Here is a 14893-nt window from a genome sequence, read left to right as displayed (position 1 = left end):
ATGGGGCGTGCCAACTGCCCGCGCCGCATGCACGGCTTTACCCTGCTGGAGCTGCTGGTGGCGCTGGCGGTGTTCTCGCTGGTGGTGCTGGCCCTGCTCAACCTGGCGGGCGAAAGCACCCGCACCGCGGTGATCGTGGAAGAGCGGGTGCTGGCCGGCATCGTGGCCGGAAACCGCGCGGTCGAGGCGGCGGTTGAGCCGCTGGACACGCTGGCCGCGCACACCGGGGGCGAGGAGCACCTGGGCGACCGCGACTGGCGCTGGATCCGCTCCCTCGGCGGTACCGACGATGAGGCCCTGGTGCGCATCGACATCACGGTCCATGCCGCTGGCAGCGATCGCGTCGCCGCGGAAGCCGTGCTGTTCCGGAGCGTCCGCTGATGCGCGCGCGTGGCTTCACCCTGGTCGAGATGCTGGTCGCGCTGGCGGTGTTCGCGCTGCTGGCCGCCGGCGGGGTCACGGTGATGGCCTGGGCCAGCACCAGCCAGGGCATCGCCGGCGCGCGGATGGCCCGCGTGGGCGAACTGCAGCGCGCACGGGCAATGCTCCACGCCGATCTCTCACAGGCAGCGCCGCGTCGCACCCGCAATGCCGCTGGTGGCGGCTCAGTGCAGGCCTTCACCGGCAGTGCGGACCCGCACGGTCCGGTGCTGCTCGCATTCACCCGGCGTGGCTGGCAGAACCCGCAGGGCGCGCCGCGGGCCTCGCTGCAGTACGTGGAGTACCGCCTGCACGATGGCCGGCTGGAGCGCAGAGCGCGGCCGATGCTTGACGGGGCCCGTCTGGATCCTCCGCAGACCGTGATCGACGGCGTACGCGCGGCCCGGGTGCACTACCGCTACCAGGGCCAATGGCTGGATGGCTGGCCCGGTGGCATTGACCAGGTGCCCGAGGCACTGCGCCTGGAGCTGGAATTGGAAGGCCTGGGCCGGATCGGGCAGGCGTTCCTGATGCCGGGGCAATGGCCATGAGCCAGCGTCGCCAGCGCGGGCTGGCCCTGCTCACCGTGCTGCTGCTGGTGGCGGTGATGGCGGTGCTGGTGATGGCCATGCTCGACGACATCCGCTTCGGCCTGCGCCGCGCTGGCAATGCCCAGGCCGTCGCGCAGGCGCAATGGCACGCCCTGGGAGCGGAGGCGCTGGCGATGGCGCAGATCGAACGGCTGGCACTGCGCGATCCCGGGATAACCACGCTGGAGGGCGGCTGGAACGGCCGCGCATTCCTGTTTCCGCTCGAGGACGGGATGATCCGCGCGACCCTCAGCGATGCCAGCGCATGCTTCAACCTCAACAGCGTGGTCCAGGGCGCCGGCGAGATGCTCAGCCGGCGCGAGGCCGGCGTGCTCCAATACGTCGCGCTACTGCAGGCGCTCGGCTTCAACGCCGGCCACGCGCAGGCGCTGGCCGACGCGCTGGCCGACTGGATCGACAGCGACCAGCAGCGCGAGGGCCTGGGCCACGAGGACGCCGGCTATGCCCGGGGCCGCGATGGCTACCGCACCGGCGACACGCTGCTGGCCGAGCCCAGCGAGCTGCGTGCCATCCACGGCTATACCCCGGCGGTATACGCACGCCTGCGGCCGCACCTGTGCGCGCTGCCCAGCACCGCCCTGGCCCCCGTCAATCCGAACACCCTGCAGGACCACGACGCTCCGGTGCTGTCCATGCTCACCGGTGGCGCGGTCGAAGTGGAGCGCGCACGCCGGGTGATCGCCTCGCGCCCGGTTGGCGGCTGGCGCAGTCATGACGAATTCTGGGACACGCCAGGCATGGCGGAGGCGGTGCCGGACGATGCCGTGCTCACCCAGGTGCAGCTGCGCAGTCGCTACTTCCGCCTGCACGCCGAGGTCGACAGCGGTCCTGCCCAGGTCGTTCTCACCGCCCTCATCGACGCCCCCCCGGACTCTCCTGCCCGCCTGCTGTCCCGACGCTGGAGCCCTGAAGAATGAATCCGCCCGAACGCACGACCCGCGTGGTCCTGCTTCCATCCACTGTCACTGCCCCGGCACCCTGCCTGACGGTCGGCCCCGACGGCCAGGTCCTGTCCCGCGAACTGCTCGCCGCCGGAGACAGCCAATCCGCGCCGGAATCAATGCCTCGATCGCGGGTGGTGCTGGTGGTACCCGGTACGGATGCACCGGCGCAGTGGCTGACAGTGCCTGCACACAGCCCGGCGCAGGTGCGCGCAGCCGCGCGGGCGCAGCTGCAGGGCCAACTGGCGGCGGACCGATCACAGACACACCTGGCAATCGCCCTCTCCGGCCAACCGGATTCGCCCCGTGCGGTGGTGGCGGTGAACAGCGCGGTGATGGACGACTGGCTGGCCCGTGCCGCCGCGCTCGGCCTGCGGCCCGATGCCGTGCTGCCGGACCATCTGGCCCTCCCGCCGCCCCGGGACCCGGACGAGGCGACCGTTGCGATATGCAACGGTGACTGGCTGGTGCGCACCGCCACCCGGTCGTTCCGCATCGAAGCACCGCTGGCCGCGATGATCCTGGGCGAACGCCCCCACGCACCGCCCGTCGATACCGCGGCGCTCGAAGGCCTGCTGGCGCGTGGCGCCCTGTCCGCCCCCCTGGACCTGCTGCAGGACCGATACGCGCGGGAGGATGCGAACGTTACGGGCCCGCGCGCATGGCGGCGGGCCGCCGTGCTTGCCGCGGTGCTGCTGGCTTCGCTACCGCTGCTGTGGGCAGCGGAAACCGCCCGCCACCTGCTGTCGGCACGCACACTGGAGGCCCACAGCGCCAGTCTGGTGGCCGCCGCCCTGCCCACCGCCCCGGCGGGTCTCGCGCCGCTGGCTGCCGCTCGCTCCGCACTGGCCCGTGCGCACGCCCATGACGGTTTCCCCCGCGCATTCGGCACGCTGTCGGCCGGACTGCAACGGCTCGAAGGGGCGGCGATCGAACGCCTGGCCTGGCAGGCCGGGGCGCCGCTGCACGCCACCGTCGTCCACCAGACCCCGGAGGAGCTGGAAATCCTGGCCGGGGCCGCAACCGAGGGCGGCATGGAAATGACATCCGCTGGCACCCGGCGCGCCGATGGCCACCTGCACAGCGGGATCGAACTGGAGCCAACCCGATGAACCACGCCTTGAGTGAGGCGCGTACCAATGCCCGCGCCCGGCTGGTTGACTGGTGGCACGATCGCGCGCGCCGCGAGCAGTGGATGCTCACCCTGATGTGCGCCGCGGTTGCCGCGTTTATCGTCTGGTTCGGGCTGCTGGCCCCGCTGCTGAGCGCGCGCGACCGGGCAGCGGAGCGCCATGCATCGGCAATCCAGGACCGGGCCGGGATCGAGCACACCCTGGCGCGGGTCGCGGCGGCATCGCAGGATCGGCCCGCTCCACCCCCGGCCGACCGCTTCCACGCGCTGGTCGCCGACAGCGCGGGCGCGGCAGGCATCGGCATCGACCGCCAGGAACCGTCGCCGGACGGCGGTGTGGAGGTCGGCATCGATGCCGTCCCTGCAAACGCACTGTTCGCCTGGCTGGATACGCTGCGGCTTGAGCACGGCATCGCACCTGAGGCGGTTGATATCGAGCGCCGCGAAGGCCGGTTGCGCGCACGCCTGCGGTTCGGGCCGCAGGTGTGAGGTCACGCACCCTGCTGCTCGTGTTCGCGTTGGCGCTGCCGATACTGCTGGCGGCCGGCTTCCCGCTGCGGCTGGCGTTGGAGCTGGTGGATGGGGAGGCGGCGGGCCTGTCCGCCCGCGGCGCCACGGGAAGCGTCTGGAACGGCCGCCTCCATGCGGCCAGCATCGGCCACGTACCTCTGGGCGATGCCAGGATCCGCCCGTCCCCGCTGTGGCTGGTGACGGGCAGCGGTACGGTCGCACTGGACACGTCCGCCGTGGCGCTCCGGCTGCAGCACGGGCGCCGTCGCGGTCTGGCTGCGGCGACGGGCAAGCTGTCCCTGCCGGCCACAGCGCTGCTGCCTGGGGCCGGACTGGAACTGCAGGCCGAGCAGCTGCAGCTGCTTTTTTCCGGCGACTCTTGTCATCAGGCGAGCGGACAGCTGGGCGCTATCGCCTCCCGGCCCGACGGCACCACTCTGGCCGTGCTGCACGGCGCTCCCACCTGCGAAGGTCGCAGCGCGGTCTTCAGGCTGGCCGCCCAATCCGGCGAAGGCCCGCTGGCCCGGATGCACCTGACCGCACGGATCGATTCCGATGGCCGCTGGGACATGGAAGCCCGGCTGCCGGTGATCGACGACCCTGCCGCCGGCCGCGTACTGGAAGCAATGGGATTCCAGCCCGGCCCCGGAGGCTGGTCGCGGCTGGAACGAGGCAGCCTTTTCGCGCCCATTTCCCCGCCGGCGCACGGCGCTGCAGATCGTTTCGCCCGCCCAATGTGACGGTTTCCTTTCATGCGGGCGTCAGGGAGAAGACAGTAAACTGTACTGTCTTTGTCCTGACGGTCCGCCCCATGCGCTCTTCCCGTACTCTCTGCTCTTCCCTGGTTCTGGCCGCGTGCGTGGCCGCAGCCCCGCAGGCGCGCGCCATTGACTGGGGCACCGTCGGCCCGTTCGAACTCGCCTTCGAGGGCATGCTGCAGGTGGATGGCTACCGCTACCGGGGCGACTGGAGCCACCTGGGCGACGACACCGATTTCCGCCGCGCCGAACTGGTGCTCAAGGGCCAGGGCCCGGGCGGGTTTGATTGGGTGGTGGGTTATGACGCCCACGGGGACAATTGGCTGGACGTCAACGGCCGGCTCCGCTTCGCCGAAGACAGCCAGTACCTGCGCGTGGGCCAGTTCAAACAGCCGGTGGGCCTGGAGGAACTGAGCTCCGCCAGCACCAATGACTTCATTTCCAAGGCCGCTGCCACCAACGTGTTCGCCGTGTCCCGGCGGCTGGGTGCGGGCTGGGGCCTGGACCGCGGAAACTGGAGCGTTGCCGGCAGCTGGTTTGATCGTGAAATGAGCCGCGGCGGGACTGCAGGCCAGGGCGTTGCCGCCCGGGGTACCTGGGCACCGCTGCTTGGAGACGGCGAAGCCCTGCACCTGGGGCTGTCCGCGGCCAGGTTCGATGCGCCGGACAGCGGAAGCAGGCTGCGGGCACGGCCCCAGGCCGACCTGGCTGACCAGCGGCTGATTGATACCGGCCTGATGGGGGATGCCCAGCGGCAGCTGACGATTGGCGCCGAAGCCGCGTGGTTCCGCGGCCCGGTGAAGCTGCAGGCCGAGTGGTTCGAGTCGCGCGTTGAGCGGCGCCTTGAGCCCGACTTCGACGCCAGCGGCGGCTACGTCTCGGCGCTGTGGAATGTGTCCGGCGAGCGCTGGACCTATCGTGACGGCGTGATCCGCACCCCGACCGATGGCGATGGCCAGGCCGGCCTGTGGCAGCTGGGGCTGCGCTGGGATCGCGTTGATCTGGACGACTATCGCGTACTGTCCGGCTCGACCGGCGTCGAGGGGATCGCTGGTGGCAGCATGGACGCCCTGACCGTCGGCGTGAACTGGTACTGGAGCGAGCGGCTGAAGGTCGCGTTCAACTACGTGCTGGCCGATACCAGCCGCCGTGACGCCGCCACCGGAAGCATCCTTGACGTGGAGCCGGAAATCGCCAGCGCACGGGTGCAGCTGCACTGGTGATCGCTACCTGAAATCGGCGTCATCTTGCGGTCACCTGACCGCAATACGGGCGACACCGCGCACGGACACTCTGGGCATAACTGGAGAGTCCGATGCACTACACCATCGTTACCGAAACCTGGCCTCCCGAAGTCAACGGCGTGGCCCTGACCGTTCACAGCCTGCAGCAAGGCCTGCGCCGTCGCGGTCATCGCGTGGATGTGGTCCGCCCCCGCCAGCATCCTGGCCACACGCCTGACGCGAACGAGATGCTGGTCCGCGGGGTGCCCCTGCCCCACTATCCCGGGCTGAAATTCGGCCTGGCATCGGCACGCCGACTGCGCCAGGCCTGGTCCAAGGACCGCCCCGACGCGATCTACATTGCCACCGAAGGACCGCTCGGCTGGAGCGCACTGCGCGCAGCGCGACGCCTGTCGATCCCGGTGGCCTCGGCAGTGCATACCCGCTTCGACCTGTACATGCGCGATTACGGCCTGGGCTGGATGGAACGTCCGGCGCTGGGATGGATGCGGCGTTTCCACAACCGCTGCGACTCCACCCTGGTCCCTACCCGCGAGCTGGAGCAGTTCCTGCAGCAGGCGGGCTTTGATCGGGTGCGCAGGCTTGCGCGGGCGGTAGACAGTACCCGTTTCGATCCGGAACTGCGCGACCAGTCCCTGCGCCAGGCCTGGGGCGTGGGCCGCGAGGAAGCCGCGGTGATCCACGTGGGCCGGATCGCCCCGGAAAAAAACCTGGAACTGGCCGTGAGGGCCTTCCGCGAGCTGCAGTCGCATCGCCCGCAGGCGCGCATGGTGTGGGTGGGTGAGGGCCCGCAGCGGGCGGCCATCCAGCGCGACAACCCGGATTTCATCTTCTGCGGGATCCAGCGCGGGGCCGACCTGGCGCGCCATTTCGCCAGTGCCGACCTGTTCCTGTTTCCCAGCGTCTCGGAAACCTTCGGCAACGTCACCCTGGAAGCCATGGCCAGCGGTATCCCCACCGTGGCCTTCAATTACGGCGCAGCGGGAGAGCACCTTGCCAATGGCGTCCACGGCGCCTGCGTGGACAGTGAAGCGGAGTTCATCCAGGCCGCCGTCCGCATCGGCAGCGACCGTCCGTTGCGTGAGGCCATGGGCGTGCGGGCACGGCAATCGGTAGCAGCCCTGCGTCCGCAGCGGGTGGCCGCGGAGTTTGATGCCCTGCTGCGCGAGATCGCCATGAAGGAGCGTGAAGATGCAACCGTTGCCACTGCGTAGCCGGCTTCTGGCCAGCGATTCGGGATGGTGCCTGGCCGCCAACCGCATGGCCGCCCGGCGGGCCGTGCGGGCTTACTTCCGCACCGTCAGCCGGCTGGGCGATGGCGTGTTCTGGTACGTGTTGATGGCCGCCATGATCCTGCTCGATGGCATGGAAGGCCTGCGGGCATCGCTGCATCTTGCGGCAACGGGCGCGGTGGCTCTCAGCCTGTACAAGTGGCTCAAGCGCTGGACCCGGCGGCCCAGGCCATTCGCCTCCGACGTGCGCATCCGCGCCTGGACAGCGCCACTGGACGAGTTCAGCTTCCCTTCCGGTCATACCCTGCACGCGGTTACCTTCACCCTGGTGGCGCTGGCCTACTACCCGCCGTTGGGCTGGGTGCTGCTGCCATTTACCGTCAGCGTGGCCGCGTCACGGGTGTTCCTGGGCCTGCATTACCCCAGCGATGTGCTGGCCGCCACTGCCATCGCCTGCGCCCTCGCCGGCCTGTCGATCCGGCTCGCACCGGGGGTCAGCCTGCTCGGCTGGGGATAAGCGCGGCAATGCCCGTGCGCCGGCCGCAAATCGATACCATGGACGGATGAATTACCGCCACGCTTTCCATGCCGGCAACCATGCCGATGTACTCAAGCACGTCGTGCTGCTGGCGCTTTGCGACGCGCTGACCGTGAAGCCCGCACCCTGTTTCGCCCTGGACACCCACGCCGGCCGCGGCCTCTATCAGCTAGACGGCAGCCAAGCCGTCCGCACCGGCGAATCGGCCGCAGGCGTGACCAGACTCGGTGACGGAGCCGGCGCGCCGGCTCCCGTGCGCCGTTACCTGGAGGCGGTACAGGCCTGCCGCCAGCAACATGGCGCATCCGCCTACCCGGGCTCCCCCTGGCTGCTGGCGCACGCCCTGCGCGAGCAGGATGCCATCGCCAGCTGCGAGCTCCACCCGGAAGAGGCCCAGGCCCTGCGCGATGTTTTCCGCGGCGAGCCGCGCGTGTCAGTGCACGAGCGCGATGGCTATGCGGCCATGGGCGCGCTGTTGCCGCCGCGCATCGACCAGGTCCGCTTTGCCCGCGGCCTGGTCCTGATCGACCCTCCTTATGAGCGCCAGCTGGTTGAATTCGACATTGCGCTGGCGGCGCTTACAGAGGGCCTGCGCCGCTGGCCGCAGGCCTGCTATGCGCTGTGGTACCCGATCAAGCTGCGCCGCAGCCTGAATCCCTTCCTGCGCGCGGCGGCCGCGCTGGAGGCGAAATCCGCACTGACGTGCGAGCTGCTGGTGCGCAGCGACGACTCGCCGCTGCGCATGAACGGCAGCGGCATGTTGCTGCTCAACCCGCCGTGGCAGCTGGACCAGGCCCTGGCACCGGCCCTGGCCCATCTGCGCACCCGCCTGGGCGAACCGGGCGCGAGCCATTCGGTGCGCTGGCTGCGCACGCCACCGTAAAGGCACGCCATCGCACCATCTCCACACCGCTTGGCGTAGATGTCGATGCGCTGTTCAGATAGCAGCGGCGACACTGGATCACCCACCCTTGGCAGCAATGGAAGCATATGGCCGCCAGAAACCGACTCCCCCCATGGCACGATGAAGTCCGGCTCGCAAATGGCCGCGAGCTGCTGATCCGCCCCATCCGGCCCGATGACGCGGTGCCGATCCGGGCCGGGTTCAGCCTGCTCCAGCCCGACCGCATCCGCCACCGGTTCCTGCAGGAAATGCGGGAACTGACCCCTGAACTCGCCGAGCGCCTGACCCGCCCGGATCCGCGCTATGCCTTCGTCCTGGTTGCCGCGGAGAACCTGCCCCCGGGCGAAGCCCTTGTGGGCGCGGTGGCCCGCGTTGCGGCCCAGCCCGGCAGCCGTGACGCCGAATTCGCGATCCTGGTGGCGCAGTACATCGCCGGCATGGGCATTGGCCGGCAGCTGATGCTGCGCCTGGTGCGCTGGGCCAAGGGCAAGAAGCTGCTGCGCCTTTACGGCAGGGTGCCCGAGGAGAACGAGCCGATGCTGACACTGGCCGAATCGCTCGGGTTCCAGCGCGAGGGCGTGCCCCAGGACGGCCTGGTGCGGGTGGTCCTGGATCTCGAGGCCGAGTCCTGAGGCAGTTTCGGGCCCGGACCGCTGACCAGCCGTAGCGCCGGCGGTCTACAATAGGCGGTTCGATGAAATCCCCTACTTCTTCCGCCCCTCCGCTGCCCCGCCGCGGCCAGCAGCGCGCCTGGTGGCGCGCCCCGTCCTCGCCTTCCGCCCTGGCCTGGGCGCTGGCCAGCGCTGCGCGCGCCCACGACCGGCCGCTGCTCTCGGTGGCCCGCGACAACCAGCACGCCCACCAGCTGGAAGGCGATCTGCGCACCCTGCTGGGTGAAGACGACACGCTGCCCGTGCTGCCGTTTCCCGACTGGGAAACGCTGCCCTACGACCAGTTCAGCCCGCACCCGGACATCATCAGCCAGCGCCTGGCTGCGCTGCACCGGCTGCCCACGCTGGAACGCGGCATCGTAGTGGTGACCGTCTCCACCCTGATGCAGCGGCTGCCGCCGCTGGGCTACGTGATCGGCCAGACTTTCGATCTCAAGGTCGGCCAGGAACTGGACCTGGACGCGGAAAAGCGGCGCCTGGAATCCGCCGGCTACCGGCACGTGCCCCAGGTGATGGACCCGGGTGATTTCTCGGTGCGTGGCGGTCTGCTGGACGTTTTCCCCATGGGCGCGGCCACGCCGTACCGGATCGAGCTGCTGGACACCGAGATCGAATCGATCCGCCGCTTCGAGCCCGAGAGCCAGCGCTCGCTGGACAAGGTGGACGCGATCCACATGCTCCCCGGCCGCGAAGTGCCGCTGGACGAAGCTGCGCGCGGGCTGGCCATGGATGCGCTGGTGGAGCGTTTCGATCTGGACCAGCGCCGCAGCGCCCTGTTCCAGGACCTCAAGGCCGGGCTTGCTCCGGCCGGGGTGGAGTATTACCTGCCGCTGTTCTTCGCCCCGCCGCGCGAGCGGTTCGGCGCGGCGTCCACACAGCCGTCCACCGCGACCCTGTTCGACTACCTGGCTGCAGACGCGATCCCGGTGATCTCCCCGGGCGCGCTGGAGGCCGCCGACCGCTTCCACGACCAGGTTGCCGAGCGCTATGAACAGCGCCGCCACGATGTGGAGCGTCCGCTGCTGCCGCCCGACGAGCTGTGGCTGTCGGCCGAAGCCCTGCGCGAGCGCCTCAACCGCGGCGAACTGGTGGAGATTGCCGATCCGGCCCACCCGCGCCATGGCGACGCCATCCCGCTGGGCAACCAGCCCGCGCCCGACCTTCCGCTGACCGTCCGCAACCAGGAACCGGCCGCAGCGCTCAAGTCCTTCCTGGCCAGCTATCCCGGCGCCGTGCTGATTGCCGCCGACAGCGCCGGGCGGCGCGAAGCCCTGCTGGAAATGCTGCAGCCGGCGGACCTCTCACCCGTGGTGCTGGCCGACTTCCCTTCTTTCCTGCAGCAGCCCCCGCCGCCGGGCACGCCCGCGATCGCGGTGGCAGCGCTGGAGGATGGTTTCGCGCTGGACGAGCCGCGCCTTGTCGTGCTCACCGAGCGCCAGCTGTTTCCCGAGCGGGCCACGCAACCGCGCCGCACTCGCCGCGCCGGGCGTGACCCGGAAGCGATCGTCCGCGAACTGGGCGAGTTGAACGAAGGCGCACCCATCGTCCATGAGGACCACGGCGTGGGTCGCTATCGCGGCCTGGTGGTGCTGGAAGCCGGCGGCAGTCCTGCCGAATTCCTGGAAATCGAATACGCCAAGGGCGACCGCCTGTACGTGCCGGTCGCGCAGTTGCACCTGATCAACCGCTACTCCGGCGCCTCGCCGGAGACCGCGCCACTGCATTCGCTGGGCGGCGAGGCCTGGACCAAAGCCAAGAAAAAGGCCGCGGAAAAGGTTCGCGACGTCGCTGCCGAGCTGCTGGAGATCCAGGCCAAGCGCATGGCCCGCCGCGGCCTGGCGCTGGACCTGGACCGCGCCGAGTACGAGCCGTTCGCGGCCGCGTTCCCGTTCGAGGAAACCCCGGACCAGCACGCGGCCATCGAGGCGGTGATCGGTGACCTGGCCTCGAGCCAGCCCATGGACCGGGTGGTGTGCGGCGACGTCGGCTTCGGCAAGACCGAGGTGGCCGTACGCGCCGCCTTCGTGGCCGCCAACGCAGGCAAGCAGGTGGCGGTGCTGGTGCCCACCACCCTGCTGGCCGAACAGCATTACCGCAACTTCGCCGACCGCTTCGCCGACTGGCCGATCCGGGTGGAAGTGCTGTCGCGGTTCAAGAGCACCAAGCAGATCAAGGCGGAGCTGGAGAAGCTGGAGCGCGGCGAGATCGACATCATCGTCGGCACCCATCGGCTGCTGCAAAAGGACGTGAAGTTCAAGGATCTCGGCCTGGTGATCGTGGACGAGGAGCAGCGCTTCGGCGTGCGCCAGAAGGAAGCACTCAAGGCCCTGCGCGCCAACGTGCACCTGCTCACCCTCACCGCCACCCCGATCCCGCGCACGCTCAACATGGCCATGGCCGGCATGCGCGACCTGTCGATCATCGCCACGCCGCCGGCACATCGCATGGCGGTGCAGACGTTCGTCGGCGAGTGGGACGGCGCGCTCTTGCGCGAGGCTTTCCAGCGCGAGCTCTCGCGCGGTGGCCAGGTGTACTTCCTGCACAACGACGTGGAAAGCATCGGCCGCATGCAGCGCGAACTGGCCGAGATGGTTCCCGATGCCCGGATCGGCATCGCCCACGGCCAGATGCCCGAGCGCGAGCTGGAAAAGGTGATGCTGGATTTCAACCGCCAGCGCTTCAACGTGCTGCTGTGCACCACCATCATCGAATCCGGCATCGACATTCCCAATGCCAACACCATCATCATCAACCGCGCCGACCGCTTTGGCCTGGCCCAGCTGCACCAGCTGCGCGGACGCGTGGGCCGCTCCCACCACCGCTCCTATGCCTACCTGCTGGTGCCGGACAAGCGTTCGATCAGCGCGGATGCAAAGAAGCGCCTGGACGCGATTGCATCGATGGGCGAGCTCGGCGCGGGCTTCACCCTGGCCACGCACGACCTTGAAATCCGCGGCGCCGGAGAGCTGCTGGGCGAGGACCAGAGCGGGCAGATGGCCGAGGTCGGCTTCAGCCTGTACACCGAGCTGCTGGAGCGCGCGGTGCGCTCGATCAAGCAGGGCAAGCTGCCCGACGCCGACGAACCACCCGACCGCGGCGCCGAGGTGGAGCTGCACTCGCCCGCGCTGATCCCCGAGGACTACCTGCCCGATGTGCATACACGGCTGACCCTGTACAAGCGCATCAGCAGCGCCGCCGACACCGGAGCGCTGCGCGAGCTGCAGGTGGAGATGATTGACCGCTTCGGCCTGCTGCCCGTCCAGGCCAAGACCCTGTTCACCGTGGCCGAGCTGAAGCTTGCGGCCACCGCGCTCGGCATCCGCAAGCTCGACGTGGGCTACAGCGGCGGCCGGGTGGAGTTCGTGGAAAAGCCGAAGGTCGACCCGATGGCGGTGATCCGCCTGATCCAGGGCCAGCCCAAGCACTACCGCATGGACGGGCCAGACAAGCTGCGGATCAAGCTGGATCTGCCGGATCCCGAAGACCGGCTCAAGGCTGCGCGCGGGTTGCTGATCGCGCTATCACCGGCCTGACATGCCTGCCTGGCCCGCCGCGTGGCGGGCCACCAGCTCGCGCACCCAGGCCTGCGGCTCGCTGCGGCCAGCCGTATCCAGCACGAACTCCTGCCCCTTGGGCACGCTGCGCAGCACGCAGCGCCCTTCCGCCACGCTCCATCGCGCCGGGTTGGCGTGATAGGTGAGCGGGGTGAGTCCGGCGCCGGGATGGAACCATTCCGGCAGCGCCCACACGCTGCGGCTGGCACCCGCGGCCGTCAGCCGCAGCGCGTCGGTGTAGTGGGTAAAGAACCCGCCGCCCTGCCCCTGCACTGCAAAAGCGGAGCGTTCCGGAGCGACGTAAAGCACGTTGCCGGCACCGCGGTAATGCTGCGGATTGGCCACATGCGGGTGGTCGGCAATCCACGGATGCCGATGCAGGCACTGCTCGCGCTCGCCCACGATCCGAAGCACCTCCCCGACCTCCAGCCAGCCATGGAGCAGGTGCAGATCCGGCGCGCCGGGTACGTACCGCCAGCGTCCTGCATGCCGCTCCGTCTGCCGGAACCAGCCGAAGAACAGGAACACGGCACCCGGCCCCACCCCCTGCCGCTCAAGATGCGACTGCGCCGCCCCATTCTGGCCCAGCGCCGGACGCCAGCCCGGCAGCCGCAGGTCCGGGCGGCGGTCGAGATCGGGATCCAGATGCACCCGCGTGCGGCGTGAATGACGCCCACCGGACAGGTCACGCAGCAAAGGGCCCAGCGGGACTCCTTCGGCGTTGAGATCGCCCAGGCGGAACGCATCCTGTGATGCCGGGATCGGCAGCGGCAGCAGCCGCCCGTCCGGCAGGATCGGGCTGGCCATGCCGCCGTAACCGGAGTCGAAGCCTTTTCGCGACAGGATCAGCCTGTGCATGTCCAACATGCCCGGCATTCCGTTTCGCGGCAACCGGTGGCAGGCCGGGTAACAGCGGCGCCACCGGTCATCGCTTTCGATTCAGGCGAACGGATCCTGCAGCACCATGGTGTGGGCACGATCGGGGCCGGTGCTGACAATGGAGATCGGACAGCCGGCCAGTTCCTCCAACGCCCGCAGGTAGGCGCGCGCGGCAGGAGGAAGTTCGTCCCAGTCGGTGACGCCGTGGGTATTCTCGCTCCAGCCCGGGAACTCCAGGTACACCGGCTCGCATTCGTCCCAGCCCTGGCCATCGAGCGGAGCGTATTCGGTTTCCTTGCCACGGTAGCGATAGGCGATGCACATCTTCAGGCGCTCGAAGCCATCCAGCACGTCCAGCTTGGTGATGCACAGGCCGGTGATGCCGTTGATCGCCACCGCGCGCTTGAGCGCCACGATATCGATCCAGCCGCAGCGCCGCGGGCGGCCGGTGGTGGCGCCGTATTCCTGGCCGCGGTCACGCAGGCGCTGGCCGGCCTCGTCCTCCAGCTCGGTGGGGAATGGTCCGCCACCGACGCGGGTGGCGTAGGCCTTGCAGATCCCCAGTACGTAGTCGATCGAATCCGCACCCACGCCGGTGCCAGCCAGCGCACCACCAACGGTGGTGTTGGAGCTGGTGACGTAGGGATAGGTGCCGTGGTCGATGTCCAGCAGCGATCCCTGCGCGCCTTCGAACAGCACCCGCTTGCCCTGCTTGCGCAGGTCATGGAGGATCCCGGCCACGTCGGACTTCATCGGCTCCACGTACTCGCCGAAAGCCAGCGCTTCGTCGTAGGTCTCCTGGAAGTCGATGGCTTCCTGGCCCAGGTACTTGGTCAACACAAAGTTGTGATAATCCAGCGCGCTGCGCAGCAGCTCGGCCAGCTGGTCCGGGTAGTGCAGGTCGGCTACGCGGATGCCACGACGGGCCACCTTGTCTTCATAGGCCGGGCCGATGCCGCGGCCGGTGGTTCCGATCGCCTTGCCGCCGGCGGCCTTCTCACGCGCCTGGTCCAGGGCAATGTGGTACGGCATGATCAGCGGCGTGGCCGGGCTGATCTTCAGCCGCGAGCGCACCTCCACCCCCGCCGCCTCCAGCTCGCCGATCTCCTTCATCAGCGCAGCCGGGCTGAGCACTACGCCGTTGCCGATCAGGCACAGCGCATCTTCACGCAGGATGCCGGAGGGGATCAGATGCAGCACGGTCTTCTTGCCGCCGATCACCAGGGTATGGCCGGCGTTGTGCCCGCCCTGGAAGCGGACCACCCCGCCGATGTCCTGCGTCAGCAGATCGACGATCTTGCCCTTGCCTTCATCGCCCCACTGGGCGCCCAGAACCACTACTGACTGACCCACGGCACACTCCTGCAAACACGGAAAAAGCCGGCAGGCGAAGTGCCCGACCGGCTTTAATGGATTATCCGCGAATCAGCAGCCCCCCGCCAGTAGGAGCGCCGCCATGCGCGCGAAGCCGCGTGAATACGGGCAGCGGGCGTGGCGTC

The 14893-nt window shown here is 69.4% G+C and carries 14 protein-coding genes; 12 read left to right on the top strand and 2 right to left on the bottom strand.

Annotated features, from left to right (window positions below; genetic code table 11):
- The 12 genes from gspI to mfd all read left to right on the top strand — a co-directional run bounded on the left by gspI (position 1) and on the right by mfd (position 12494).
- Entirely contained in the window at positions 1–381 is a 381-nt protein-coding gene (gene gspI, locus ACW7G3_RS12970) for a type II secretion system minor pseudopilin GspI (RefSeq protein ID WP_456983247.1), read from the top strand.
- The gene (gene gspJ, locus ACW7G3_RS12965) at positions 381–971 is read left to right on the top strand and encodes a type II secretion system minor pseudopilin GspJ (RefSeq protein ID WP_456983245.1); all 591 of its coding nucleotides are present in this window, start codon (positions 381–383) and stop codon (positions 969–971) included. Before gspI ends, gspJ begins: the two co-directional genes overlap by 1 nt.
- Positions 962–1948, top strand: a complete 987-nt coding sequence (gspK, locus tag ACW7G3_RS12960; protein WP_456983243.1) for a type II secretion system minor pseudopilin GspK — start codon at positions 962–964, stop codon at positions 1946–1948. Before gspJ ends, gspK begins: the two co-directional genes overlap by 10 nt.
- Positions 1945–3084 carry a type II secretion system protein GspL gene (gene gspL / locus ACW7G3_RS12955; RefSeq protein WP_456983241.1) on the top strand — a complete coding sequence of 380 codons (1140 nt, stop codon included), beginning with the start codon at positions 1945–1947 and terminating at the stop codon, positions 3082–3084. The genes gspK and gspL overlap by 4 nt, the downstream gene beginning before the upstream one ends.
- Positions 3081–3593 carry a type II secretion system protein GspM gene (gspM, locus tag ACW7G3_RS12950; protein WP_456983240.1) on the top strand — a complete coding sequence of 171 codons (513 nt, stop codon included), beginning with the start codon at positions 3081–3083 and terminating at the stop codon, positions 3591–3593. The genes gspL and gspM overlap by 4 nt, the downstream gene beginning before the upstream one ends.
- Positions 3590–4354: a type II secretion system protein N gene (gene gspN, locus ACW7G3_RS12945; protein WP_456983239.1), complete on the top strand. Its 765-nt coding sequence runs from the start codon at positions 3590–3592 to the stop codon at positions 4352–4354. The genes gspM and gspN overlap by 4 nt, the downstream gene beginning before the upstream one ends.
- A gap of 119 nt (positions 4355–4473) precedes the next feature.
- A complete protein-coding gene (locus ACW7G3_RS12940) occupies positions 4474–5595 on the top strand; it encodes an OprO/OprP family phosphate-selective porin (RefSeq protein WP_456983237.1) in 1122 nt (373 codons plus the stop codon).
- Positions 5596–5687: 92 nt separating this feature from the next.
- The gene (locus ACW7G3_RS12935; protein ID WP_456983235.1) at positions 5688–6830 is read left to right on the top strand and encodes a glycosyltransferase family 4 protein; all 1143 of its coding nucleotides are present in this window, start codon (positions 5688–5690) and stop codon (positions 6828–6830) included.
- The gene (locus tag ACW7G3_RS12930; RefSeq protein WP_456983233.1) at positions 6808–7365 is read left to right on the top strand and encodes a phosphatase PAP2 family protein; all 558 of its coding nucleotides are present in this window, start codon (positions 6808–6810) and stop codon (positions 7363–7365) included. The genes ACW7G3_RS12935 and ACW7G3_RS12930 overlap by 23 nt, the downstream gene beginning before the upstream one ends.
- A 46-nt stretch (positions 7366–7411) precedes the next feature.
- Positions 7412–8269 carry a 23S rRNA (adenine(2030)-N(6))-methyltransferase RlmJ gene (locus ACW7G3_RS12925; protein ID WP_456983231.1) on the top strand — a complete coding sequence of 286 codons (858 nt, stop codon included), beginning with the start codon at positions 7412–7414 and terminating at the stop codon, positions 8267–8269.
- Between the two features lie 107 nt (positions 8270–8376).
- Positions 8377–8922 carry an N-acetyltransferase family protein gene (locus ACW7G3_RS12920; RefSeq protein ID WP_456983229.1) on the top strand — a complete coding sequence of 182 codons (546 nt, stop codon included), beginning with the start codon at positions 8377–8379 and terminating at the stop codon, positions 8920–8922.
- 62 nt (positions 8923–8984) lie between these two features.
- Positions 8985–12494, top strand: coding sequence for a transcription-repair coupling factor (gene mfd / locus ACW7G3_RS12915; RefSeq protein WP_456983227.1), 3510 nt, complete (start codon positions 8985–8987; stop codon positions 12492–12494).
- Here mfd and ACW7G3_RS12910 read toward each other — a convergent pair.
- Both ACW7G3_RS12910 and ACW7G3_RS12905 read right to left on the bottom strand, forming a co-directional pair.
- Positions 12483–13382 (bottom strand): Nmad3 family putative nucleotide modification protein, encoded by a 900-nt coding sequence (locus ACW7G3_RS12910; protein ID WP_456983225.1) that lies wholly within the window; start codon positions 13380–13382, stop codon positions 12483–12485. The two genes, mfd and ACW7G3_RS12910, sit on opposite strands and share 12 nt — an antisense overlap.
- Positions 13383–13454: 72 nt before the next feature.
- Positions 13455–14747 carry an adenylosuccinate synthase gene (locus ACW7G3_RS12905; protein WP_456983223.1) on the bottom strand — a complete coding sequence of 431 codons (1293 nt, stop codon included), beginning with the start codon at positions 14745–14747 and terminating at the stop codon, positions 13455–13457.
- Positions 14748–14893: the final 146 nt, after the last annotated feature.

The organism is Luteimonas sp. A478 (genome assembly GCF_054052025.1).
This window is presented reverse-complemented; position numbering and strand designations above follow the sequence as displayed.

Coding starts and splice junctions, on each gene's coding strand:
- ACW7G3_RS12935 (WP_456983235.1), top strand. CDS start 5,688: ATGCACTACACCATCGTTACCGAAACCTGGCCTCCCGAAGTCAACGGC.
- ACW7G3_RS12930 (WP_456983233.1), top strand. CDS start 6,808: ATGCAACCGTTGCCACTGCGTAGCCGGCTTCTGGCCAGCGATTCGGGA.
- ACW7G3_RS12920 (WP_456983229.1), top strand. CDS start 8,377: ATGGCCGCCAGAAACCGACTCCCCCCATGGCACGATGAAGTCCGGCTC.
- gspK (WP_456983243.1), top strand. CDS start 962: ATGGCCATGAGCCAGCGTCGCCAGCGCGGGCTGGCCCTGCTCACCGTG.
- ACW7G3_RS12910 (WP_456983225.1), bottom strand. CDS start 13,382: ATGTTGGACATGCACAGGCTGATCCTGTCGCGAAAAGGCTTCGACTCC.
- gspL (WP_456983241.1), top strand. CDS start 1,945: ATGAATCCGCCCGAACGCACGACCCGCGTGGTCCTGCTTCCATCCACT.
- ACW7G3_RS12925 (WP_456983231.1), top strand. CDS start 7,412: ATGAATTACCGCCACGCTTTCCATGCCGGCAACCATGCCGATGTACTC.
- gspM (WP_456983240.1), top strand. CDS start 3,081: ATGAACCACGCCTTGAGTGAGGCGCGTACCAATGCCCGCGCCCGGCTG.
- gspJ (WP_456983245.1), top strand. CDS start 381: ATGCGCGCGCGTGGCTTCACCCTGGTCGAGATGCTGGTCGCGCTGGCG.
- gspI (WP_456983247.1), top strand. CDS start 1: ATGGGGCGTGCCAACTGCCCGCGCCGCATGCACGGCTTTACCCTGCTG.
- mfd (WP_456983227.1), top strand. CDS start 8,985: ATGAAATCCCCTACTTCTTCCGCCCCTCCGCTGCCCCGCCGCGGCCAG.